Below are 23,989 nucleotides of genomic sequence, written 5' to 3'. Positions count from 1 at the left end.
TAAGTTAAACTAAAGATTTTACACGGCCCACTCCGATGACAGAATAACCTGGAGAGTAGCTGTTATCCCCAGATTTTTCGGATTCCCTTTTCCAAAGGGGAAAATCCGGTGATCAAGGCGAAGCGTATGCTTCCGATGCTAGCTTTCTTTCAGAAAGCTTTTAGCTCCGCTTTTTCAGGTTTTTTCTGTCCTCTCCGTTATTGTGTAAAAGAATAGTTCAACTTATATACAATTCATAATTCCAAACAAAGTGACACGGCCCTTGTACTCTCATACTTGAAGGTATGGGAGTACAAGGGCCGTACATGGTTACAACAGCTTAGGTCACAGAAGATTAGTTTGCACATTAATAGCCGTTACTTTCGTTCTTTACCTTATCGTTATTTAATCCAGAGTGTAATTTGCTCAACTGATTGGCGTGATTTCTCACGATGAGGCTCTTCTGCACGATAACCAAAGGCCGCCATCACTGACACATCCCATGCGCCGTTCTCTAACAGTCCTGCATCTTCCAGAATACGATGCACCTCTGCATAATTGTATCCTTCGATCGGACAAGAATCGATGCCAATCTGAGCCGCTGCTGTCATCATATTGCCAAGGGCAATGTATGTCTGTTTAGATGCCCAGTCGAATAATGTTTTCGCGTTTTGAAGCAGACCTTGATTGTTCTGAAATTTACCGTAAGCTTCACTTGTCAGCTTGAATACATCATCGGGCATGCCCTGAACCTCTCTCAGCATGTACTCAGCATAAGGAGAGCTGTAGCTGGCATCCGTGCGAGCCAAGATCACAATGAAGTGACTGGCTGTGGCTAGCTGCCGCTGTGCACCGGACGACACCTCGGACAAGCGCTGACGGAACTCGGGATTTTGTACAATGAGAAACTTCCATGGTTCGAATCCAATGGAACTTGGAGACAAACGACCTGTTTCAAGGATGAAAGCGAAGTCTTCTTCTGTAATTTTGCGTGACGCGTCAAATAGCTTTGTTGCATGACGAAACTTAAATGCCTGCAAAATCTCTTCTTTTTTCTTTGTCTTTACAGTAACATCCACTCTTCTCCACGTCCTTTGCTTTATATTATATGCTGAATCTGCATAGCTATAGATTTCGTTTACTGTTTATGGCTCAGGTATCAGTTTAGATGTTATGCTCCAGATTGAAAAGTACGTACCTTATTGTGCCCTGGTTCCTAAAAGTAAGTTGTATTTAACATACTTAAATAACGGATTATATCCTACTACGATTTCCCCCTGCTAATCATGGTGATGCGTCCATCTTCTTTATATTCGACCTCGAATATATCGTTGGCAGACTCTAATTCAAAAGTTACCATGCCTAATGCATCGGCTTTTCGATGAAGTTTGTAGGCATCCAAATTAATGTTAAATATGCTCTTAATGATTGGCCCTACTTTTTCTCTTATTATAGTTTCGTCCATATTATATAATTTTTCATGGTAAGCCTCCATTTCTTTGCTATCTCCAATGAATGACTCATAATTATTAACATCTCGAACTGTATAACCCACCCCTTCTTTTCCTTCAGTCATTTCAACAAAGTAATTTTGAGAAAATTGAAAAAAGAAAAACTCTCCACCCAGCTTATTATCCTTCGTTCGATGTATGCTTTCCAAATTTAAATTCGTTTTCCCCGACAAAGCAGCCACCGATTCCTTAGCATCTGCCAAAGCAGTCTGAGATACCTCATCCGAATTAATTTCCCCGGATACCGATGTGACCTTATCCTGCTCCCATTCAATATACCCAAAACTTGTTTCATTCTGTAATGCGAGTGTAGTACGTATTATCGGTAATATCTCCCCTTGGTTCATGTTTACAAAACGCCTAACAAGTATGGGTTTGAGCGTAGGAGCACTACCGATACTCTCCAAAAGTGACGACACCTGACGCATATATCGATGTTCCAGCTTACTTGGCTGCATCTCGGCTCTCATCTGCACTTCACGAAGGTTGCCCGTCTTGGCGTCCAGCCAGATTTGGGCGTAATCTGTTCCTTTCTCCTGGCCTGCTTCGACGTATATTCTGCCAGACACAGGCAGATCTTGTACTTTGGTAATGCGTAGCTGTTTGCCCAGATCATCTCTCATCGTCATTGCAACATTCTTTTTCATCTGTTCCGTAAGAATATCGATATTCAGGTGATCTGTAAACAACAAAGCTGAAGCCGGATTGATCTGTTCAATCAACGGTTTGGCAAGTTGTCCTTCGTCCCAGTTCCACATAAAGATCCCGCCCGCGATAACCAGTGCACTCAACCCTGCAACGAGAATGCCTCTACGACTTTTTCTATGACGTTGAAGTATTGGTCCAACTTTGAATGTATCTTTAGATATATCTTTAGCTTTAGCTCTATCATTAACTGCATTTGTGTCTGGATCTGTGTATCTCCTGGATAAATCAAAGTGTGAACCAGATCGCTCCAATGACGACTCTAAAGGGCTCATTTCACTCATTTCCTCTTCCTTCCTGCTTACCGTTCGTATCCGCTGCACCTGCTGTAGCACCTTACGCTTGTGATCTTCTGTAAAAGGAGACATTGCAAACGGCCCCTTACGGATCTCCTTTTCCCATTGATCATCCTCATGTTTCATTCGCTTCTCTCCTCCCACTGCTTTCGAACCTTATCCTTAGCCCGGGATAGCCGTGATTTCACGGTTCCTTGGCTAATTCGTAACATATCTGCGATCTCCACCGTTGTAAGTTCATACCTCAGATGCAACAGAAGAATCTCCCGAAACTTCTCCGGTAGTGCCAGCACGATATCCCAAATTTCATTGATATGTACTTTACGAATCACTTCTATCTCGGCAGATGGATAAGCTGATCGTTCTCGCATCGTTTTTCTCGATCCGGATTGATCTCCTTGATCTGACTCTAACGACAACGTTTCTCCCCATAAGCTGCTTCGGAAAAACCTCGACTTTCGGTATGTAAACGTTGTGTTCCTCGTAATTGTTAGAAGCCATGTTTTGATCGAGCAATCTCCCCGATAGTTCGCGATTCCTGTGTATGCCCGGACAAACACTTCCTGTGACAAATCATCTGCTTGCTCCGTATTTCTAGTTAAAAAATAAACATAATTCCACACATCATTGCCGTAATCATGCATCAGGCTGGCAAGTGTGTCATTGTTGATGGTCTGGGCCTCTGCCAGAAACGAATAGTCCAACGAATGTTCACCTCACTTAATACGACTAAACGGACTGTCATCCGGTTCCCTAATTTACACAATATTCTTTATATTTTAGCAAAAAAACAAAAAACAGCATGTCCAGATACACTGAACACGCCATCGTAAAACGTTGAATAATGTACATATAAGATTCATCATTATTTCTTCATTGCTACAATCATCAGAAACATCGGTCTTCGATTCTCATCAGACATCCCTGGGACCTGCTCCATCATCTCCAAAGAAGGTTTGGATTCTGCCACTTGTTGAATGATGAACCCCGCACCAATCAATTCATTCAGATGTGTAGCCATCGTCCGATGATACTTCACCACATCATGATCCAAAAAGTTTGCGATCCGCTGTCCTTGCTCATGATAATGATCCACAGGCCAATGCAGTTTCTCCCCTTGAGCATCATAATGCCAATCTTGCTCCGCACGAGCGGTGAATATCGGATGTTCAACAGATAGAATGAACGTTCCACCTGTGACTAGACAATGATTAATTTTACGATACACGTCATGCAAATGTTTAATGTAATGCAGAGCAAGCGAGCTAATAACCACATCGAACTGATTCTGGTCAAAATGAATATCTTCGATGGCCGTCTGCCGATACTCAATCTGTAGATCATTCGTCAACTCACGCGCACGCCGCAGCATATTTTCGGATAAGTCTACACCGATGACAGAACTCGCCTGTTGTTCACGCGCATATCGGCAATGCCAGCCAAAACCGCAACCCAAATCAAGTACTCGCTTATCCTTTAAATCGGGTAATAAGGTTTGTAATTCATGCCATTCCCCAGCTGCATCTAACCCTTCAACGGAGCGAGCCATCTTACTATAATTCTGAAAAAATGCCTTATCATCGTATTTATTTTGTTTCATGTGATCTTACCTCCCTCCCCGGTCTTCTCTCATACTGTATCAAATAAACGGTATGAATTTCGGAAAAGTTGCCATTTGAATTGTACTCGTGTTATTATACAGAACGAACGTTCAGTATAATATATAGGTATAAACTTTTTAAACTTACTAACGGAGGTCATTATGAGTACAAATTGGACACATCCACTTGAGAGGCAAACGGTAGGCAAAGCTTTTATCAGCTATCTGGTGCCCTCTGTTCTGGGGATGCTGGTCATCGCATTTAACTTTATTATCGACGGCATTATGGTTGGGCATAAACTGGGGTCAACCGCTATGGCAGGCATCGGCATCGCTTCCCCTGTCTACACCCTGTTCGTGGCAATGTCTCTATGGATCGGCATGGGCGGAGCTACGTTATACTCTAATCATATGGGCAGGAAAGAAAATCAGAAGGCCAAAGAAGTGTTTACCAAATCCATTATTCTCATTTCGCTGGTCACAGTGGTTATTGGTTACACGGCCTTCACATTCAAAGATAAACTCGTATATGCATTGGGTGCAAATGCAGATACTTTTCCCTTCGCATCCGACTATATGAATATCATGTTACTTTTCGGGTTTGTTTTTACGATCGAAAATGCTTTATCCGTTTTTGTTCGCAACGATGGCGGTCCAAACACCTCAATGTATGCCCAGATTACCTTTGCTGTAGCTAACATTGTCATCAATTATATTACGTTATATGTGCTGGAGTGGGGAGTACGCGGGGTTGCACTTGGCACGATTGTTTCAGCCGCTTTGGCACTGCTCGTGCTGTTCAGTCATTTTTTCAAAAAGTCCAATAATCTTACGTTCACAAGGTTCACATGGAGTACCAAATTGCTTTGCATGATCGCACTTATTGGCTTTCCCAGCTTCCTGGCTGAACTCGGTATGTCCGTCTTTTCGGTCTCACATAACATCTCAACGGAACGGATTGGAGGTACGGATGGTGTTGCCTCGTTTACGGTTTTAAATTACATCCACGGGGTTGTCTTAATGGCATTCCTTGGTCTGGCTTCTGCTGCGCAGCCCCTAATCAGTTATTATCATGGTGCACAGCGAGCAGAACAAGTGCAGGAAACGATTCGTATTGCCGTCAAAACAGCCTTAACCTGCGGTGTGGTTCTGCTTCTCATCGTTCAAGTTGGAGCACCTTATTTTGTGCAAATCTTTGGTAACTTCAGTAGCAGTGTAACTGATAATGCGGTCTACGGTTTGCGTATTTTCACCATTGCTTATGTATTCATGGGAGTAAATTTTGTCATGAGCACGTACTTCCAGTCCATAGGTAACGCTAAAATGGCGATCTGGATTACAGCCGCACGCGAGATGATTATCATGATTGCTTTGATTGCTATTCTCCCTTCGTTTCTGGGTGTTACTGGAGTATGGCTAGCTGTACCATTATCTGAAATGATTGTTCTAATCACGATAGCACTCTATTATCGCAAACGCTCCTTGACCGAGCGGCTCAATCTGTTACAGGCAAAATAAATATTATGGTTTAAAAACAAACATAACGTTCGCTGTATTTTCACCCCACCGTCACGATATTAAACACTGGCCCCTAACCCCGGCGTAGTTCTCCAAAAGAGAACGCCAGGGTCAGGGGCTCAGTACCATTCTGTGCAAGACACAAAAAAGACACACCTGATTTTCATCAAGTGTGTCTTTGCTTTGCTTGGCGGCGTCCTACTCTCCCAGGACCCTGCGGTCCAAGTACCATCGGCGCTAGAGGGCTTAACGGTCGTGTTCGGGATGGGTACGTGTGGAACCCCTCCGCCATCGCCACCAAACGCGATTGGTCGAAGCATAGCTTCTTCCATATCCATTTTGGAATTGAAAATCATACACACATTCCGTGATGTACCGATTTTCATTTCACCATTCAGAGTGTTGTTCTCTGAAAACTAGATTCGAAACGAAACGTATGCGATCAAAACTTGCTATTGGATAAGCCCTCGACCGATTAGTACTGGTCAGCTCCATGCATTACTGCACTTCCACCCCCAGCCTATCTACCTCGTCGTCTTCAAGGGGTCTTACATACTGGGAAATCTCATCTTGAGGGGGGCTTCACGCTTAGATGCTTTCAGCGCTTATCCCGTCCGTACATAGCTACCCAGCGGTGCTCCTGGCGGAACAACTGGTACACCAGCGGTACGTCCATCCCGGTCCTCTCGTACTAAGGACAGCTCCTCTCAAATTTCCTACGCCCACGACAGATAGGGACCGAACTGTCTCACGACGTTCTGAACCCAGCTCGCGTACCGCTTTAATGGGCGAACAGCCCAACCCTTGGGACCTACTTCAGCCCCAGGATGCGATGAGCCGACATCGAGGTGCCAAACCTCCCCGTCGATGTGGACTCTTGGGGGAGATAAGCCTGTTATCCCCAGGGTAGCTTTTATCCGTTGAGCGATGGCCCTTCCATGCGGTACCACCGGATCACTAAGCCCGACTTTCGTCCCTGCTCGACTTGTAGGTCTCGCAGTCAAGCTCCCTTATGCCTTTGCACTCTTCGAATGATTTCCAACCATTCTGAGGGAACCTTTGGGCGCCTCCGTTACTCTTTAGGAGGCGACCGCCCCAGTCAAACTGCCCACCTGACACTGTCCCCGCACCGGTTTACGGTACCAGGTTAGAACCTAGATACGATCAGGGTGGTATCCCAACGGTGCCTCCACGCAAGCTGGCGCTCACGCTTCAAAGGCTCCCACCTATCCTGTACAGATCGTACCCAAATTCAATATCAAGCTGCAGTAAAGCTCCATGGGGTCTTTCCGTCTTGTCGCGGGTAACCTGCATCTTCACAGGTATTAAAATTTCACCGGATCTCTCGTTGAGACAGCGCCCAAGTCGTTACGCCATTCGTGCGGGTCAGAATTTACCTGACAAGGAATTTCGCTACCTTAGGACCGTTATAGTTACGGCCGCCGTTTACTGGGGCTTCGGTTCACAGCTTCGGGATTACTCCCTAACCACTCCCCTTAACCTTCCAGCACCGGGCAGGCGTCAGCCCGTATACTTCGCCTTACGGCTTCGCACAGACCTGTGTTTTTGCTAAACAGTCGCTTGGGCCTTTTCACTGCGGCCCCCTCGTGCTATTCACACTACCGGGGCACCCCTTCTCCCGAAGTTACGGGGTCATTTTGCCGAGTTCCTTAACGAGAGTTCTTCCGCGCGCCTTAGAATTCTCTTCTCGCCTACCTGTGTCGGTTTGCGGTACGGGCACCTTCATCTGGCTAGAGGCTTTTCTTGGCAGTGTGAGATCATGACCTTCGCTACTGTAATTTTCACTCCCCATCACAGCTCAGCCTTACGGTTAGCGGATTTGCCTACTAACCAGCCTTACTGCTTGGACAGGCATCCATCAGCCTGCGTCACTACCCTACTGCGTCCCCCCATCGCTCGTAACGATTTACGGTGGTACAGGAATTTCGACCTGTTGTCCTTCGACTACGCCTTTCGGCCTCGCCTTAGGTCCCGACTTACCCTGAGCGGACGAGCCTTCCTCAGGAACCCTTAGGCTTTCGGCGGATCAGATTCTCACTGATCTTTTCGTTACTCATACCGGCATTCTCACTTGTATAATGTCCAGCGCTCCTTACGGTACACCTTCAACCCTTATACAACGCTCCCCTACCCCTGATGCAAAGCATCAAGCCATAGCTTCGGTGGTGTGTTTAGCCCCGTTACATTTTCGGCGCAGAGTCACTCGACCAGTGAGCTATTACGCACTCTTTCAATGGTGGCTGCTTCTAAGCCAACATCCTGGTTGTCTGTGCAACTCCACATCCTTTCCCACTTAACACACACTTGGGGACCTTAGCTGATGGTCTGGGCTGTTTCCCTTTTGACAATGGATCTTAGCACTCACTGTCTGACTCCCGGAAGTAAGTCTATGGCATTCGGAGTTTGACTGAGCTTGGTAACCCTTGCGGGCCCCGCACCCAATCAGTGCTCTACCTCCACGACTCTGTTTTCCGAGGCTAGCCCTAAAGCTATTTCGGGGAGAACCAGCTATCTCCGAGTTCGATTGGAATTTCTCCGCTACCCCCACCTCATCCCCGCATTTTTCAACATGCGTGGGTTCGGGCCTCCAGTGCGTGTTACCGCACCTTCACCCTGGACAGGGGTAGATCACCCGGTTTCGGGTCTACGTCCACGTACTATAGTCGCCCTATTCAGACTCGCTTTCGCTGCGGCTCCGGCTCTTCACCTTAACCTTGCACGGGAACGTAACTCGCCGGTTCATTCTACAAAAGGCACGCCATCACCCCTAAAACGGGCTCTGACTTTTTGTAAGCACACGGTTTCAGGTTCTATTTCACTCCCCTTCCGGGGTGCTTTTCACCTTTCCCTCACGGTACTGCTTCACTATCGGTCGCTAGGAAGTATTTAGCCTTGGCAGATGGTCCTGCCGGATTCATACGGGGTTTCACGTGCCCCGCACTACTCGGGATCCGTCTCGGAGGGAACAGACTTTCAATTACAGGGCTTTTACCTTCTTTGGCGGGCCTTTCCAGACCTCTTCGCTTAACCGGTTCCTTTGTAACTCCATGTGAGACGTCCCACAACCCCAAAGAGCAAGCTCCTTGGTTTGGGCTTCTCCGCGTTCGCTCGCCGCTACTGACGGAATCACTATTGTTTTCTCTTCCTCAGGGTACTTAGATGTTTCAGTTCCCCTGGTATGCCTCTACATAACCTATGTATTCAGTTATGAGTAACTGGAAATTACCCCAGCTGGGTTTCCCCATTCGGACATCCCCGGATCAAAGCTTGCTTACAGCTCCCCGAGGCAGTTTCGTTGTTCGCCACGTCCTTCATCGGCTCCTAGCGCCTAGGCATCCTCCGTGTGCTCTTAGTAGCTTAACCATTGCGCTCGTGTTCGAGCTGTCACTTCCCTTGGTTTGCTTGCGCAAAGCCAAAAGTCGTTCCATTTCGATCACTCGCTCCAGCAATCTACCTTATAAAACACTTCACTTGTTTACACAAGATCAGCTTAAAGGAATGTTCTAATTCGCGTTTGTTTCGTTTCGATATCTAGTTTTCAAAGAACAAATCGTTTGGTTCGGGCCGTTCACGGATGTGTCGGTCGAACAAACGAGAAGTTTTGAGAGTTTGAGCTCTCAAAACTGAGCAACGAGTGAGTAACTAGCCGACCTGGCTAGATTTTAGTTTTGAATGTCTTCGTTGCAGAAGACGATTCTCCATAGAAAGGAGGTGATCCAGCCGCACCTTCCGATACGGCTACCTTGTTACGACTTCACCCCAATCATCTATCCCACCTTCGGCGGCTGGCTCCTTGCGGTTACCCCACCGACTTCGGGTGTTATAAACTCTCGTGGTGTGACGGGCGGTGTGTACAAGACCCGGGAACGTATTCACCGCGGCATGCTGATCCGCGATTACTAGCAATTCCGACTTCATGCAGGCGAGTTGCAGCCTGCAATCCGAACTGAGACCGGCTTTGTTGGGATTGGCTCCATCTCGCGATTTCGCAGCCCGTTGTACCGGCCATTGTAGTACGTGTGTAGCCCAGGTCATAAGGGGCATGATGATTTGACGTCATCCCCACCTTCCTCCGGTTTGTCACCGGCAGTCTATCTAGAGTGCCCACCCGAAATGCTGGCAACTAAATATAAGGGTTGCGCTCGTTGCGGGACTTAACCCAACATCTCACGACACGAGCTGACGACAACCATGCACCACCTGTCTCAACTTTCCCCGAAGGGCACCTAACGCATCTCTGCCTCGTTAGTTGGATGTCAAGACCTGGTAAGGTTCTTCGCGTTGCTTCGAATTAAACCACATACTCCACTGCTTGTGCGGGTCCCCGTCAATTCCTTTGAGTTTCAGTCTTGCGACCGTACTCCCCAGGCGGAGTGCTTAATGTGTTAACTTCGGCACCAAGGGTATCGAAACCCCTAACACCTAGCACTCATCGTTTACGGCGTGGACTACCAGGGTATCTAATCCTGTTTGCTCCCCACGCTTTCGCGCCTCAGCGTCAGTTACAGCCCAGAGAGTCGCCTTCGCCACTGGTGTTCCTCCACATCTCTACGCATTTCACCGCTACACGTGGAATTCCACTCTCCTCTTCTGCACTCAAGTCACACAGTTTCCAGTGCGATCCGGGGTTGAGCCCCGGGATTAAACACCAGACTTACATGACCGCCTGCGCGCGCTTTACGCCCAATAATTCCGGACAACGCTTGCCCCCTACGTATTACCGCGGCTGCTGGCACGTAGTTAGCCGGGGCTTTCTTCTCAGGTACCGTCACCTTGAGAGCAGTTACTCTCCCAAGCGTTCTTCCCTGGCAACAGAGCTTTACGATCCGAAAACCTTCATCACTCACGCGGCATTGCTCCGTCAGGCTTTCGCCCATTGCGGAAGATTCCCTACTGCTGCCTCCCGTAGGAGTCTGGGCCGTGTCTCAGTCCCAGTGTGGCCGATCACCCTCTCAGGTCGGCTACGCATCGTCGCCTTGGTGAGCCGTTACCTCACCAACTAGCTAATGCGCCGCAGGCCCATCCCCAAGTGACAGATTGCTCCGTCTTTCCAGTTCTCTTCAGGCGAAGAAAACAAGTATTCGGTATTAGCTACCGTTTCCGGTAGTTGTCCCAAGCTTGAGGGCAGGTTGCCTACGTGTTACTCACCCGTCCGCCGCTAACCATCAGAGAAGCAAGCTTCTCTTCAAGTCCGCTCGACTTGCATGTATTAGGCATGCCGCCAGCGTTCGTCCTGAGCCAGGATCAAACTCTCCAATAAAGATGAATTTCGTCAGCGTCATTAAACGCTGTGAAACTCATCGGGGTATTGAAAAGAGCGATAAGCTCATTTTGAATCTGACGAGATTAAAAATCTCATTTTTTTGATCTTGCAAGCAAGATCGATACTCACTCGTTGTTCAGTTTTCAAAGATCAAACTTGTTCTCGCTACCGAAACCAGTTCGTTTCAGCAACTCTTATATAATATCATGTCCGAACCAACTTTGCAAGCTCTTTTTTTCAAGTTTCTTTCGAAGCTTATTTTCATTTGCTTGCCGCACCGTGTAAGCTGTGTTTTCTTGGCCGGAATAAGAATATACCACGTATCGACTCCACTTGTAAAGTTTTATTTATTAAATTTAGTTATCCACTTTTATCCAAATGATTATCAACTAAAGATCAGCACAGTCTATCACTCACTACCCTCACTCTCCACCAACTGTAACCGGCCAATTATCATTAGATAATAAAGACGCTTACTCATAGAAAGAAACCCTTTCAAACTAAGCGTCTGAAAGGGCTCCTACGTGCATTCCTTTTATTGAAACAACTAAGGTGAACCATAAAGAGTAAACCATTAGATACCTTACCTAACTGTTTTCACCTTACTTGCGCTCTACCTTATATCCTTTATCCTCTAGCAACTTCACAACCCCGTGGTCCCCTAAATAGTGTGCTGCTCCAACTACGATAAAGTACTCTTCGCCTTTGCCGTTTTTCAGGTAACCATCGATCTTGTCGGCCATACCGATATTGCGGTCTATCAACATCGCTTTGTTATACTCTTCATCATCGGAGAAGGTGTTGGTCAACTCCAGCAATTGCTCGTCATTACCTGTTTTCCACATCTCAGCCATCTGATTCGCGGAATTGTCCAGTACATCGAAGTTATCGATTGTGGAACGCAATGTTTTTTCCTGTAATTCTTTTGAGAAATTATCGAACATTCCTAATTGAGACTGGTAGGATTCAAGTTCAATGACAGGGATTTTACGCTCAATCGCTTTTTGAATAAAATACAAATCTACACCGGACGCTGCTTCCAGTCCAACTGATGACATCTTCAGACTTCCCAGCGTAGTTTCCACCACCCAAGGCTTAAATGCATCAAACGCATTAGGCTCTAACCCCTTTTTCTTCAAAATATCACCAAGCTTGCTGTATGTCTCACTGGAAATATGATCCTTCAACGTTGTGCCATCCTGATATGAACCCAGACTTAACACCAACTTCTGTTGCTCTTCGTCTGCCGCTTTACTCAGATCTATTTCTACGCCAAGATAGTCAGCTTCAGCAAACGCCTCTTCAAATTCAGGACGCAATGGGTAAAAACTTTTGTCTGCTACATGCATCGACCCTACCAAATATACGGTATTGCCGTTATTCTGCACTTCCCACATGAAGCCGCGTCCACCGTTTTGAGCGGTTTCAACCGTGCCGTCACCCTTGGATACGAGCAACACAGTTCTTGTAGCCTTATCCCAACGAACCTCATACCCTGCGGCATCGCCAACGATACGAATTGGTGCGTAAGTAACACCATTGATGCGAACAAGTTTGCTTTTCAGCGTTATGGTCTTGCCATTGACGATTGCTGTGATACTGTCATCGGTTGTACCCGCCAGTTTGGCATCAAGTGCATCCAGCGTTGTACGGAGTGGAACGAGAGTCGTTCCTTTTTCAACAATTGGTGCACCCGCAGTGTATGTAACAGCTTTATTATCGATTTTAACAGCCGTGTCTTGCGGAGCAGCCATTGCCGGAACTGCTGATGCGAGCAATCCTACTGAGACGGTAAGAGATAAGAGTACGCGTTTCCATTGCTTCATATATTATGTATTTCCCTTCTTCTTCTAATTTCTACACTTTTGATGTAGACAAAGATCAACGAGATCACTTTCACCTTCTATATTACGTTCTAATGTGAAGTTCGTTCCAGAAAATTTTCCAAATATTCATAGATTACTATAGTTTATAAAAAAAGCCCTGGCTTTAGCCAGGGTTTCAAATGGTTTTGTTATGTACCTTTTCACGACGGATTCGTTTTTTGATAAGCATGCATTGCCGTTTGAAATTGATCTAACGCCTCCTGATATTTAAGACGATCTTTGTCGTTCGCTGCAAGTTGTTTTCTCATAATCAAATCGTCCTGCAATCGTTGTACCAAGTCTTTGATCTGATCATTTGGATTCGATTGGGCTGGTTTGGGTAAAGCCTCCGTTCCGGTCTGCACGGTCAGTTCTCCTTTACTATCCACCTGACCGATCGAAACTTGGCTTAAGGTCAGATCTAGCTTACGCAGTTCTTTTTTGACCCAATCCTCACTCACTGCAGCAGAATTTAAAGTTTCAGGTAGAATGCGACCATCCATAATGATCGTTCGCGGTTCCTTTTCCGAAGAAAGACGATACCCCAACATGTCCGCGGTGAGAGGTTGATATTCCTTTTTTAATAACACACTAATATCTCCGCTCTGTTCCATTACCGCAAATTCCACATCGGCCACCCGAAAAACATCTTTCTTACGAAGCTGTTCCAAAAACTCATCAATCGTCAGTCGTTCCTTTTTCAGATTTTTCTGAATAACAGCTCCATTTTCAACAAGGATCGTTGATTTTCCATCCACAATATCTCGAAACTTTTTACTTTTCATCGTTAGGTACTCTGCACCTGCCGAGAAAGAAACCCACACCAGCACAGCAAGAAAGCCCAAATACCAGCTTGTGTCGGTATCCAAAGAGATGTAACCTACCAGGTTCCCGAGCGTGATACCCGTTATATATTCGAACAAGGAGAGTTCAGAGATCTGCCGCTTACCTAAAATCTTCGTAATGAGAAACAGCATAGTTACCGCAGAAATCGTTCGTATAATAACCTCTAACCAATCAGGCACGTCGCATGCTCCTTTCCGAATGAAGTCCATATTCCTCGGATGACATAACTTCATTATTAAAGGTTATAATTAACATGCGCGTCAGATTGTATGCATTGGAATGTTCAGTTTCTTGGCAATCTGATAGACCATCTACTTTTTTATCTTACTTGTCCAAGATGATATGAAATTTCTTTGGATGTCTCTAAAATTTTGTCGATCATAACACTCTTCTCTTCCTCTTTATACAGGCTCAACGGGATTGCGAAAATAATGCTTCCGACTACATTGTGCGCGGCATCAAAGATAGGAGCACCGAATCCGATCGACTCATTTTTACGTTCACTGAACGTATAGGAGTATCCTTCACTTCTGATCCTCTCGATCTCCACCATAATTTGCTTTGCTTCATCTAATGGCACACCTTCCTGATTTAACACTTCCTTAATCTGTTCATCTTTTAAAAATGCTAAAATTGCTTTCCCGCTGGCTCCAATATGAATGGGTTGAAGCACTCCGAGCTCTAAGCGATACTGAAGAATGTTGGAACTATGAATACCTAAAATGAATGATAGCTTCTGATACTGCTCTTGATATTGTGCCAAATACACGGACTGTCCCACTTCATGCGACAAGGTCTTAAGGTAAGGTTCAGCTACGGATTTCAATCCAAAATTAGCACTAATAAATGATGAAAGTCGTACCCACTCATTCCCAATCGTGTACTTATTCGTTTCGGGGATAGTCTGTAAAATGTTCTCTTCTTTTAATGTCTTTAAAATACGGTGTATGGAACTAGGTGGACTTTCCAGATATCGTGCAAGATCATTGACTCCCCATACCGCTTGTCCATCAATGAAAGCCTTCATAATGGTTAATGTTTTCAAAGTTACGTTAGATTTATTGGTCATTAATAAGGCACCTTTCATCGTTAATCTTTATCTTGATTATAATGTAAGCGTATGCTACTATTCCAATCATACAACACACCCATTCCACATTCAAGAACACCATTCCATTATACGGAATGATAATTCAATTCTAATCATTAAGTTGAATGCCATTCCATATAGTGGAATGATAGGGGTGTGCACACATCAGGGGGGACAATATGAAAATTCACTATGCTTGGGTCATTTTTTTGGGATGCTGTATTATATCCTTCGTTGGTTTCGGATTAACAATCAATACAGCCGGTTTATTCTGGGGAGGGATGAGCACAGATTTAAATTTGACGCGTGCTGAAATCGCTCTCAACGCAACCTTTGGCGGGATTGCCGGTGCAGTTTCTTTATTGTTTGCTGGTACAGTGTTTAAAAAGGTCAATACCAAACTGCTGCTCAGTCTGTCTTTCGGAATAACAGGCCTTTGTTTTATAGCATGTTCATTCATTCAAAGTGTCACTCCTTTCTACGGGATCAAAGTAGTCTTGGGAGTCGTGCAGAGTATCTCCATTGTGATCTCCATCCCTATTTTGCTCGGTAACTGGTTCGAGAAAAAGCTTGGGATTTTGTTTGGAATTACAGGTGCGCTGACCGCTGTCGGAGGCTCGTTCTTTAATCCGATAATCAGTCATCTTATTCTTGAACATGGATGGAGAACAACTTATATCATCGTAGGCATTATATGTCTTGTCGTGCTTTTACCGACGGCCCTTCTGATGAAATTCAAACCTGAAAACGGTTTGCTTCCTTATGGTGCAGAAACGAATCATACAGCAGCTGAATCAAATCAAGCAGTCAACAATGTGGAAGCGAACGGTCTGTCGATAAAAGAGGCATCCCGCACACCTATCTTTTACAGCTTTATCATAGCTATTATCTGTTTTCAGGCAGCTGGCTCTCTGGCACAACATGTACCGGCACTTATTCAAAGCTTAAACTTCAGTTTACAAGTAGGTGCAAGTGTGATGTCCGCCCTGCTTATTGGAGCCGCCATTGGTAAACTGCTTATGGGCTTTATGTTGGATCATGTTAAACCCGTCATTGTACTACTTATTTTCACGCTCCTTGGAGCTTCTGGATGGTATAGTACAGGCGTATTCAACAATGTAGTCTTTTTGAATGGTTCTGGATTTCTGAGCGGGATGGGACAAGCCATCGTACTTACTGCAATCCCTCTATTGATTCGTGGATCTTTCGGAACGAAAGACTATAGTCAAATCCTTTCTATTATTCTCATGTTCGGTGCATTTGCCAATGCTGTTTCTGTATATATACATGGATCGATGTTTGATCAAACCCATTCCTACTCAGCCTCATTGATTTTGAACGTGGTAGCGTATACAATTGGTTTCCTTTGCCTTGCATTTGCTATTCAATTCAGAAAAAGAATGACCACATAATAAATTCGTTAGAAGGTGTAAAAAAATGAGATCATTCCAAGTAAATCCCCAATGGGAAGGTTTAACTAAAACGATCGAACAGGAAAACCCACCTTGCAAATATGAAATCCACGGTATGAGTGAAGCCATGGTTTCGATGCGAGATGGCGTTCAGCTTCATACTAGGATTTACCGGCCTAATCAAGGTGATTCTTGGCCATGCATTCTCGTACGTAATCCCTATCCCAATAACCAAGACTTGCTTGAAGCAACCTATACACAATTCGTCAGGCATGGTTATGTTCTAGTTATTCAATCCTGTAGAGGAACAGGACTTTCCGAAGGGGAGTGGTCTCCCTTTGTGAATGAACGTGAAGATGGCATTAATACATTGGAATGGCTAGTCCAGCAATCTTTCCAAAATGGAAACATTGCACTCTTCGGCCAATCGTACTGTTCATTTACAACCTGGATTATCGCTGATTCGTTTCCTAAAGAAGTCAAAACCGTATTTCTAGATCTTTTTGGAGTGGATCGCTACGGACAGATGTATATGAACGGTATGTTTCGGCATGACATATATACGTCCTGGGCGTTTGCGAATTCCGGGGTTGAAACGACGACCGATGCAGGCGAGCTGTATCAAGACTCTCTCAGCATTCTGCCTCATAACCAAGCAGACGAGAAACTTTTGGGCCGTACCCTTCCCTTCTACCAAAGCTATATTTCAGAGACGAGCCGTGAATCAAAATACTGGCAGGATGGAATATGGGCAGAGCTGTTAAATATTCCTGCCAAGATCAATATTCCAGTGTTTATGGTAGAGGGATGGTTTGACCATCATCTGGAGGGAGCCTTCAAAGGCTACAACCTGCTTCAAGATCACGTAAAACGTAAAAGCAGATTTGTAGTCGGCCCTTGGGATCATGTCGGGAATTCACCAGGTGAACGAACGTATCCTGATGCTAACCTTCTGGGAGCTTTTCGAATAAAAGCGGCCTTGGAATGGTTTGATATACATTTAAAAGGGAACCCCGGCACATTCAGCCCAATTTCCTTTTATCGTATTGGAGCTTCTCGGTGGGAAGAACGTCAGTCCATAACGGATCAGGATACAACCTGGCGTTTGTACTTTTCAAATAATCCTGAACAGCAACTAACCGACAAGCCATCGCAACCGTCAACAGTGAAGTATGTATACGATCCTTCCTCCCCCGTACCTACCCATGGAGGAAGTGCCTTACTCGCATGGATCATGCCTTCGTTTAAGGGTGCACCACATGGTAGTTTGGCCCAACCTGACTTTTCTGATCGCCAAGATGTCCTGAGGTTTGACTCTGCTGTACTGGATGAAAATACACAAATAACAGGCGGTATTAAAGTGTGCTTAGAGGTTAGTACAGATGCGGAGGATACGGCTTTTAGTGTGAAGATCTGCGAGGTATTTCCGGATGGTCAAAGTTTTAATATCGTCGATGGCATAACTTCTCTGAGATATCGGAATAACATTGATCAACCCGTGGATTATACACCCAACCAACCTGTACAGGTCATTATAGAGATGTGGCCAACAGCGTGGGAACTGCAAAAAGGTTCTTTTATTCGAGCAGAAGTATCTTCTTCTAATTTTCCTGCTTACCATGTACATTCCAATGTGAAAGAACCTTGGGCTTCCACATCCAAATACAAGATTGCAGCTCAGACCCTATATATAGGCTCTAACTATTGTAGTTATATTGAATTCCCTAAATAGATTGTATTTTTAAAAGGAATGCAGTCTATTTAGCAAATCGTGCTTGCTTTAATTGATCGGATCAATTCATCGAATCAAAGATAAATAGGTGCCACTCCATTGCCGAGTGGCACCTATTTCAGTTACATGTCCCATCCATTTTGAAAATACATTCACTAATTATGACTCCCGGAATCCCATCATTTGATTTCACCTTATAAAAGGTTATAGTTTATCGTAGGAGATAAACGTTGTCAGTGATATTAATTCACGTACTACTATGTAAGATGGTGCTTCTATGTTCTGTCTCACTTTATCATATTACTCGTATGGGGTGACTAACCATGAACAAACAAGAACAGGTTATGCTGAATTTCAGGGACTTATTTAACAAGTTAGTCTGGATTAATAAATCGAAGATGGAAAGCAGTCTTCAAGGGTACAAGCCTTCTGAAGTCCATTGCATTGAATTTATAGAGAAAAATGTAGATTCCAATGTAACCAAGCTGGCGGAGTCCATGTATATGACCAAGGGCGCTATAAGTAAATTAACGAAGAAACTCATTGAAAAAGGCCTGATCGAAGACTATCAGAAAACGAATAACAAGAAAGAAGTCTTTTTTAAACTCACCCAGCAAGGCAGAGTCGTATTTGACATTCACGAGAAACTGCATAAAGAGTTTCAGGAAAGAGATGAATCCGTATTCAAGCATGTAACGGAAGAGCAATTCGATCACATGCTGGACTTCATTGAACTGTACAGTAAACATTTGGACACTGAAATAAAGAAACAAGGTTTAGATATAATGAAGTGAAACAACTATAAATTAAGAATATAACCAAGAGCAACCTTCTCTAAAGAGATATGGATGCTTTTTTTAAACCTTTTTTATTGTTGACAAGGAAACTAAAAGTGGATAGAATTTTGGTTGACGAGGAAACAATATTAGTTAAAGGAGTTTAATATGCGTACAAACAAAGCAAAAGAAACCGGAATACCTAGACATATCCTGATTACCGCTTGGGCCATTGCTCTTGGAGCAATCGCTCCTATGTTAGATTCTACAATGGTGAATATCGCTGTAAGTCAACTCACAAAAGATTTTCATACCACATTAAGCACCATTCAATGGGCCATTACAGGATATATTTTAGCCCTTGCGATTGCAGTTCCGGTATCTGGTTGGCTCATGAATCAATTTAATAGCAAAAAGGTCTTCATTGGAGCGGTCATTGCTTTTGGCGTAATCTCTTTACTAATAGGTGTTAGCTGGGATATATCCAGTTTTATCTTCTTCCGTTTGCTTCAGGGATTTAGTGCCGGAGTCATTACCACCCTCATGTTCACCCTCTTGGTTAAGACAACCGGACAAGAGTACTTAGGCAGAGTCATGGCGATTGTAAGCACTCCTATGATCTTTGGTCCTATTTTGGGACCCATCATCGGAGGGTTCATCGTTCAAGTCGCATCTTGGCCATGGATCTTCTTCATTAACGTGTTCATTGTATTGATCTCTGCACCACTAATGATCAGAAAGATTCCAAACTACGAGCCTTTTAACAAAGAAAGCAAGCTCGATCTATTTGGAATTATCGTTTTATCCATTATGAGCATAGCTTTAATATACGGAATCACCAAAGCAGCGGATTATGCCACTTTCAATAATCAGGAAACCATTTTGTGGATGGGGATTGGCCTTGCTTCGGCTCTCATTTATCTCGTTTATAATCGTATTAAAATGAATCAAACGGTTCTGCCCATGAATTTGTTTAAGCATAAGAACTTTGCAGCCTCAAGTGCCGGGCTATTCTTCGCTAATATCGCCATCATGGGTCCGATGTTAATACTCCCTTTGTTTTTTCAAACCTTTCGACACTTCACAGCCATTGAAACAGCAGTTGCACTCATCCCTCAAGGCGTTGGTATGCTGATCACCCGACCTTTCATTGGAAAAATGATCGACCGCATTGGTGCAAAATATGTGCTGATCGTCAGTCTTTTCCTTTCCCTTATTGGGTCCATTCCTTTTATCTTCATCACAGATCATACAAGTATGATCTGGATTTCAGTAATCTTATTTATTCGTGGTGCCAGCGTTGGGGGCATTAGTCTTCCATTAATGAGCGAAGCGTACACTGGACTAGGCAGCAAGCAACTTCCGGAAGCGGGTGTTGGGATAAATATCATTGAAAACCTCGGTTCAAGCTTCGGCTCAGCCATTATTGCGACGGCTGTTGCTACAGTCATACAAGGCTTGCATCCAACCATTGCAAATCAATTGCAGGCGTACCATATCGGTTTTCTTTTAGCCGCGATCGTTCTGGCACTGATCTTGATCCCCGGCCTGTTTCTTACGAATAAACAGAAGCAAAAGACAACTTAAACTAGATTCACGAACTGAAATCGTAAATAACAAAAAGGTGCTACTCTATTGCCGAGTAGCACCCATTTTTTCATCAAGCGTTAAAACGAATCCAGGCCAACACAACACATACAATCCCGGATATTACTTCGAAATTTAATGCCATTGAAGAAAACTCTGGTAAGTAAAAAAGCAGTCCCAGATGGGCCGCTTTTTTACTTACCAGAGTAAGCACAGTCAATAGATATCGAGACTTTATATTGCAAAGGAGGGTTACCATTCTGAAATGATATCCTATGCCTTTCCTTACTTCTTCATTCACTTTTTACTCCCAGCCATCCATAGACCTACAGCTGCGAAAACAGCTCCAGCTCCCATCATCACCCCTTGAACGGCATCCTTCACTACAGAGCCTTCTCCACTGATGACTGATGCTAACAATAGAACAACTACTCCTGCACTCATTAACTTATAGGACTTTGTATTTAATTGATTAATCATATTAACTACCTCCATAGTGTGTATTTGAATTGTTTTTAATTTTTATGCCCACTACAACATTATTCTAGCCAAGAGGTTATATTACGTTGTTTTAGGTAAATAAATATGCATAAATATACATTTATCATAAATTTTGAAAATACTCTCACTAATTATGACAACGCACAAGGGCTGCGTAGTTTAAAATATTAAATCTTGTACGCCTTCATCGCTTTAAACAACTCTTTGAAGGTTGGACGTTTGCCGTACATCAGTACGCCCGTGCGATAGATTTTAGCTGCGAGCCAGCCAAAGACCAGAATGGATACAGCCAGAATGGCAAGAGACGTCAGAATCTCCCAGGTCGGTGCAACGCCTGCCCCAATCCGTACAAGAATCGCTGTTGGTGATGTGAACGGAATGAAGCTTGCAACTTTGAGCAATAAAATATTCGGTGCAGAGATGCTGAAGAGTGCAATATAGAATGATACCAGGGACAGCATCGTGATTGGCAGAACTGCCTGCCCCAGCTCTTCCGTACGGCTGACCATTGAACCAACGGCTGCGAACAGCACTGCGTACAGGAAGTAACCCAGGATATAGAAGATCAATCCATATACAATTACAGCAATATTAATGTCGCTAACACTCAAATTGAAATCATCCAGTACTGCGCGGTTGTGCGGTAATAGAATATTCCCCGCAATAACTGCGCCGAAGATTCCGATCTGTAACATACCTACCATGAAAATACCAATGATTTTACCAAACATTTGACTGAGTGGAGATACACTCGTAATCAAAATTTCCATGATTCTTGAGCTTTTCTCTGCTGTGATCTCGGAAGCAATCATATTACCTGTCATCATCGTAGATGTGAACAGCAAGATGATTAACAAGTACACAACGATATAGTTGATCGGACTCATTGATTTTTCCGCACCAGCTCCAGCCTCACCATCATCGGCGCTTAGACTCTCTGCAGTCAGCTTCACAGGTGTTGTAATCAACGTCTTCTGTTCAGGTGTCAGTACATCCTTGACTACGACATCCAGCTTCACACTTTGCAGAGCAGATTCAATAGCTGTAGTGATCTGAGGTGAAATGTCATCTGTGGAATATAAAACAGGCTTCGGGAACTCCTGTCCTGCTACCGTTTCAAGTTTCAAATAACCATCAATCAGGCCTGCCTTCGCATCTTCCTGTAATGCAGCTTCGTCCTTATCCCCACTCACGATGAAACGATACGCCTGATTTCCCTGAGCAGACGAGAAGTCTTCCAGCTTCTGTGCTACATCCTGCTGTTCCGTTGTCAGAAGACCGATGTTGACAGGATTTTTACCGGAAGCTCCGCCGCCAATTGGGCCTCCATTGAATAAAGTAATGAAATATGGAACATTGAGTCCAATCGAAATTAAAAGTGCAAGTACAATGGTTGTAACCATAAATGACTTCGTTTTTACTTTGTTTTTGAACGTGAAACCTATAATTGTGCCCATTTTATTCATTCGACTCACCTACCTCACGAATAAAGATTTGGTTAAGCGTTGGTTCCTTAATCTCAAAATGCTCCACGGTGGTCTGTGCCATTGCCGTTTTCAAAATCTCCTGAGCGGCTGCAACCTCACTGACCTGAATCTGATATCCACGTTCGTTTTGCTCCACTCGTTTCACACCTGCCAGCTGCTCAAGTCCTTCTACCTGTCCAAGAGTACTGAGGTAAACTTGCTCACGCGGATAACGGCTCTTAATCTCCTTAATCTCACCTTGCACTACCGTGTTAGAACGATGAAGTATCGTGATCTGACGACACAATTCCTCGACATGTTCCATCCGGTGTGTAGAGAACAAAATGGCTGTACCTTCATCACGCAATTCTTTAACCGTTGATTTAAGCAACTCTACGTTAACTGGATCAAGTCCACTAAAGGCTTCATCCAGAATGAGAATCTGCGGTCTATGTACCACCGCGGCTATAAAGCCCATTTTCTGCTGGTTTCCTTTGGATAATTCCTCGATTTTTTTATCATAGTACTCCGGCACTTCGAAACGCTTCAGCCAGTACTTCAGACTCTCATCGGCATCCTTGGCTTTCATTCCGCGAAGGCGTGCCAGGTAATTAATCTGTTCGCTAACTTTTACCTTGGGATACAATCCGCGTTCTTCGGGCAAATATCCCATAATCTGTTGCAGCTCTGTATTATATGGCTTCCCGTTGTACAGAATGTTACCACCATCCGGGTGGATTAGACCGAGCACCATGCGCATCGTTGTTGTTTTACCGGCGCCGTTCGCTCCAAGCAATCCGTAAATCTCGCCCTCTTTTACATTAAGCGTAACTCCATTGACAGCTGTTTTGTCTGCGTACTGTTTGACGACTTGCTTTAGTTCCAATCGGTTCATTCAGAATCGTCTCCCTTCGGTTATCTCCACTGTACGGGTGCATACCCGGCAATCCAATATTCAAGTACTTCTCCCAGTTCCAAATTGCGAATTTTGAGCACCCGGTGATTGGATAACTCCAACCTCTCCTGCGCTTCGCTCACCCGGGTTGTAATCACACGGATCAGACCATTCTCTTCCTGAAAAGATTCAACTACACCAGGAATATTCTCGGGCCGCAAATCCCCTTCGTACCAGATCTCCTTCCACTGCTCAAGCACTAGGTCTTTCTCTGCCATACCCAGAACCTGCCCGCGGTGCATCAGCACGATGTAATCTGCCAGCCGCTTCACTTCATCTGCAATATGCGTGGCAATCAGAATGGTTGTGTCTCCACCTTCCATATAATCACGGAACTGCTCCACCATTACCTTCCAAGCAAAAGGATCAAGACCGGACGAAGGTTCATCCAGAAGAAGCAGTTTAGGACGTGCAGCAAGTGCTGCGGCTATTTCAAACTTCCTTCGTTCTCCCTTGGACATCTTGGTCAGCTTCACATCACTTGGCACATCCATGTCTGTCATAAGCTGTTTGAACAGCTTCATATCCCACCTCGGGTACCAATGTGATCTGAAATCGGCTGCCTCCTGCGGCGTCATCCGATTCTCTTCAATACCACTGTTATCTGCCACAAAGCTAATCTGTTGTCTCAGCTCAATCGGGAGTATCCCCGAATGCTTCTCCTGTCCAAACCATATGATCTCACCACTATCCGGTAGTACAATTTGTTGCAACATGTTAAGCAATGTGCTTTTGCCAGAGCCGTTATGCCCCAGAATGGCAACCACATATCCTTCCGGAATCGTGAGATCAATCGGCCCAATAACCCTGCGTTTACGCATCTTGGATACACCATTTAATTGAACGGCTATAGGTTCCACCATACC

Annotated in this window: 16 protein-coding genes and 3 rRNA genes; 5 read left to right on the top strand and 14 right to left on the bottom strand. The window is 44.6% G+C overall.

Annotated elements, in window-relative coordinates; translation table 11 throughout:
• Positions 1-380: 380 nt before the first annotated feature.
• From ACT89M_RS03125 to ACT89M_RS03110, 4 genes are all read right to left on the bottom strand, one after another.
• Positions 381-1,058, bottom strand: coding sequence for an NAD(P)H-dependent oxidoreductase (locus ACT89M_RS03125; RefSeq protein ID WP_154892171.1), 678 nt, complete (start codon positions 1,056-1,058; stop codon positions 381-383).
• Between the two features lie 185 nt (positions 1,059-1,243).
• Entirely contained in the window at positions 1,244-2,617 is a 1,374-nt protein-coding gene (locus ACT89M_RS03120; protein WP_154892170.1) for a hypothetical protein, read from the bottom strand.
• Positions 2,614-3,195, bottom strand: coding sequence for an RNA polymerase sigma factor (locus tag ACT89M_RS03115; RefSeq protein WP_154892169.1), 582 nt, complete (start codon positions 3,193-3,195; stop codon positions 2,614-2,616). The genes ACT89M_RS03120 and ACT89M_RS03115 overlap by 4 nt, the downstream gene beginning before the upstream one ends.
• Before the next feature lie 161 nt (positions 3,196-3,356).
• Positions 3,357-4,091 (bottom strand): class I SAM-dependent methyltransferase, encoded by a 735-nt coding sequence (locus ACT89M_RS03110; protein WP_154892168.1) that lies wholly within the window; start codon positions 4,089-4,091, stop codon positions 3,357-3,359.
• Between the two features lie 162 nt (positions 4,092-4,253).
• Between ACT89M_RS03110 and ACT89M_RS03105 the strand changes: the two genes are divergently transcribed.
• Entirely contained in the window at positions 4,254-5,609 is a 1,356-nt protein-coding gene (locus ACT89M_RS03105) for an MATE family efflux transporter (protein ID WP_308723471.1), read from the top strand.
• A 185-nt stretch (positions 5,610-5,794) separates the two neighbouring features.
• On the opposite strand, the gene rrf is transcribed toward ACT89M_RS03105, so the two are convergent.
• The 6 genes from rrf to ACT89M_RS03075 form a co-directional block, all read right to left on the bottom strand.
• Positions 5,795-5,911: ribosomal RNA gene (gene rrf, locus ACT89M_RS03100) — 5S ribosomal RNA — on the bottom strand.
• 153 nt (positions 5,912-6,064) lie between these two features.
• Positions 6,065-8,993, bottom strand: a 23S ribosomal RNA gene (locus tag ACT89M_RS03095).
• 341 nt (positions 8,994-9,334) lie between these two features.
• Positions 9,335-10,890 (bottom strand): 16S ribosomal RNA (locus ACT89M_RS03090).
• The 16S, 23S and 5S rRNA genes sit together here, the layout of an rRNA operon.
• Before the next feature lie 605 nt (positions 10,891-11,495).
• Positions 11,496-12,719: a TraB/GumN family protein gene (locus ACT89M_RS03085; RefSeq protein WP_154892206.1), complete on the bottom strand. Its 1,224-nt coding sequence runs from the start codon at positions 12,717-12,719 to the stop codon at positions 11,496-11,498.
• Between the two features lie 200 nt (positions 12,720-12,919).
• Entirely contained in the window at positions 12,920-13,783 is an 864-nt protein-coding gene (locus ACT89M_RS03080) for a DUF421 domain-containing protein (RefSeq protein ID WP_308722952.1), read from the bottom strand.
• A 140-nt stretch (positions 13,784-13,923) separates the two neighbouring features.
• The gene (locus tag ACT89M_RS03075) at positions 13,924-14,673 is read right to left on the bottom strand and encodes an IclR family transcriptional regulator (protein ID WP_308722953.1); all 750 of its coding nucleotides are present in this window, start codon (positions 14,671-14,673) and stop codon (positions 13,924-13,926) included.
• A gap of 200 nt (positions 14,674-14,873) precedes the next feature.
• Here ACT89M_RS03075 and ACT89M_RS03070 point away from each other — a divergent pair, with 200 nt between their 5' ends.
• The 4 genes from ACT89M_RS03070 to ACT89M_RS03055 all read left to right on the top strand — a co-directional run bounded on the left by ACT89M_RS03070 (position 14,874) and on the right by ACT89M_RS03055 (position 20,201).
• The gene (locus ACT89M_RS03070; RefSeq protein ID WP_154892203.1) at positions 14,874-16,106 is read left to right on the top strand and encodes an MFS transporter; all 1,233 of its coding nucleotides are present in this window, start codon (positions 14,874-14,876) and stop codon (positions 16,104-16,106) included.
• 25 nt (positions 16,107-16,131) lie between these two features.
• The gene (locus ACT89M_RS03065) at positions 16,132-17,838 is read left to right on the top strand and encodes a CocE/NonD family hydrolase (RefSeq protein WP_487344991.1); all 1,707 of its coding nucleotides are present in this window, start codon (positions 16,132-16,134) and stop codon (positions 17,836-17,838) included.
• A 323-nt stretch (positions 17,839-18,161) separates the two neighbouring features.
• The gene (locus tag ACT89M_RS03060; RefSeq protein ID WP_154892201.1) at positions 18,162-18,632 is read left to right on the top strand and encodes a MarR family transcriptional regulator; all 471 of its coding nucleotides are present in this window, start codon (positions 18,162-18,164) and stop codon (positions 18,630-18,632) included.
• Between the two features lie 150 nt (positions 18,633-18,782).
• On the top strand, positions 18,783-20,201 hold the full coding sequence (locus ACT89M_RS03055; RefSeq protein ID WP_487344990.1) for an MDR family MFS transporter: 1,419 nt from the start codon (positions 18,783-18,785) through the stop codon (positions 20,199-20,201).
• Positions 20,202-20,498: 297 nt separating this feature from the next.
• Here ACT89M_RS03055 and ACT89M_RS03050 read toward each other — a convergent pair whose 3' ends face one another.
• The 4 genes from ACT89M_RS03050 to ACT89M_RS03035 all read right to left on the bottom strand — a co-directional run bounded on the left by ACT89M_RS03050 (position 20,499) and on the right by ACT89M_RS03035 (position 23,986).
• Positions 20,499-20,681: a hypothetical protein gene (locus ACT89M_RS03050; RefSeq protein ID WP_145407867.1), complete on the bottom strand. Its 183-nt coding sequence runs from the start codon at positions 20,679-20,681 to the stop codon at positions 20,499-20,501.
• Between the two features lie 188 nt (positions 20,682-20,869).
• Positions 20,870-22,168, bottom strand: coding sequence for an ABC transporter permease (locus tag ACT89M_RS03045; protein WP_308722956.1), 1,299 nt, complete (start codon positions 22,166-22,168; stop codon positions 20,870-20,872).
• Entirely contained in the window at positions 22,161-23,063 is a 903-nt protein-coding gene (locus ACT89M_RS03040) for an ABC transporter ATP-binding protein (protein ID WP_090918540.1), read from the bottom strand. The genes ACT89M_RS03045 and ACT89M_RS03040 overlap by 8 nt, the downstream gene beginning before the upstream one ends.
• Before the next feature lie 20 nt (positions 23,064-23,083).
• A complete protein-coding gene (locus tag ACT89M_RS03035) occupies positions 23,084-23,986 on the bottom strand; it encodes an ATP-binding cassette domain-containing protein (protein WP_336121233.1) in 903 nt (300 codons plus the stop codon).
• Between the last annotated feature and the right edge of the window lie 3 nt (positions 23,987-23,989).

The sequence above is a fragment of the Paenibacillus sp. NN59 genome, assembly GCF_057597225.1.
This window is presented reverse-complemented; position numbering and strand designations above follow the sequence as displayed.

Excerpts from the sequence above, each read along its gene's own strand:
- ACT89M_RS03105 (WP_308723471.1), top strand. The coding sequence starts at position 4,254 with ATGAGTACAAATTGGACACATCCACTTGAGAGGCAAACGGTAGGCAAA.
- ACT89M_RS03040 (WP_090918540.1), bottom strand. The coding sequence starts at position 23,063 with ATGAACCGATTGGAACTAAAGCAAGTCGTCAAACAGTACGCAGACAAA.
- ACT89M_RS03045 (WP_308722956.1), bottom strand. The coding sequence starts at position 22,168 with ATGAATAAAATGGGCACAATTATAGGTTTCACGTTCAAAAACAAAGTA.
- ACT89M_RS03050 (WP_145407867.1), bottom strand. The coding sequence starts at position 20,681 with ATGATTAATCAATTAAATACAAAGTCCTATAAGTTAATGAGTGCAGGA.
- ACT89M_RS03035 (WP_336121233.1), bottom strand. The coding sequence starts at position 23,986 with ATGGTGGAACCTATAGCCGTTCAATTAAATGGTGTATCCAAGATGCGT.
- ACT89M_RS03120 (WP_154892170.1), bottom strand. The coding sequence starts at position 2,617 with ATGAAACATGAGGATGATCAATGGGAAAAGGAGATCCGTAAGGGGCCG.
- ACT89M_RS03060 (WP_154892201.1), top strand. The coding sequence starts at position 18,162 with ATGAACAAACAAGAACAGGTTATGCTGAATTTCAGGGACTTATTTAAC.
- ACT89M_RS03065 (WP_487344991.1), top strand. The coding sequence starts at position 16,132 with ATGAGATCATTCCAAGTAAATCCCCAATGGGAAGGTTTAACTAAAACG.
- ACT89M_RS03110 (WP_154892168.1), bottom strand. The coding sequence starts at position 4,091 with ATGAAACAAAATAAATACGATGATAAGGCATTTTTTCAGAATTATAGT.
- ACT89M_RS03075 (WP_308722953.1), bottom strand. The coding sequence starts at position 14,673 with ATGACCAATAAATCTAACGTAACTTTGAAAACATTAACCATTATGAAG.
- ACT89M_RS03085 (WP_154892206.1), bottom strand. The coding sequence starts at position 12,719 with ATGAAGCAATGGAAACGCGTACTCTTATCTCTTACCGTCTCAGTAGGA.
- ACT89M_RS03070 (WP_154892203.1), top strand. The coding sequence starts at position 14,874 with ATGAAAATTCACTATGCTTGGGTCATTTTTTTGGGATGCTGTATTATA.
- ACT89M_RS03055 (WP_487344990.1), top strand. The coding sequence starts at position 18,783 with ATGCGTACAAACAAAGCAAAAGAAACCGGAATACCTAGACATATCCTG.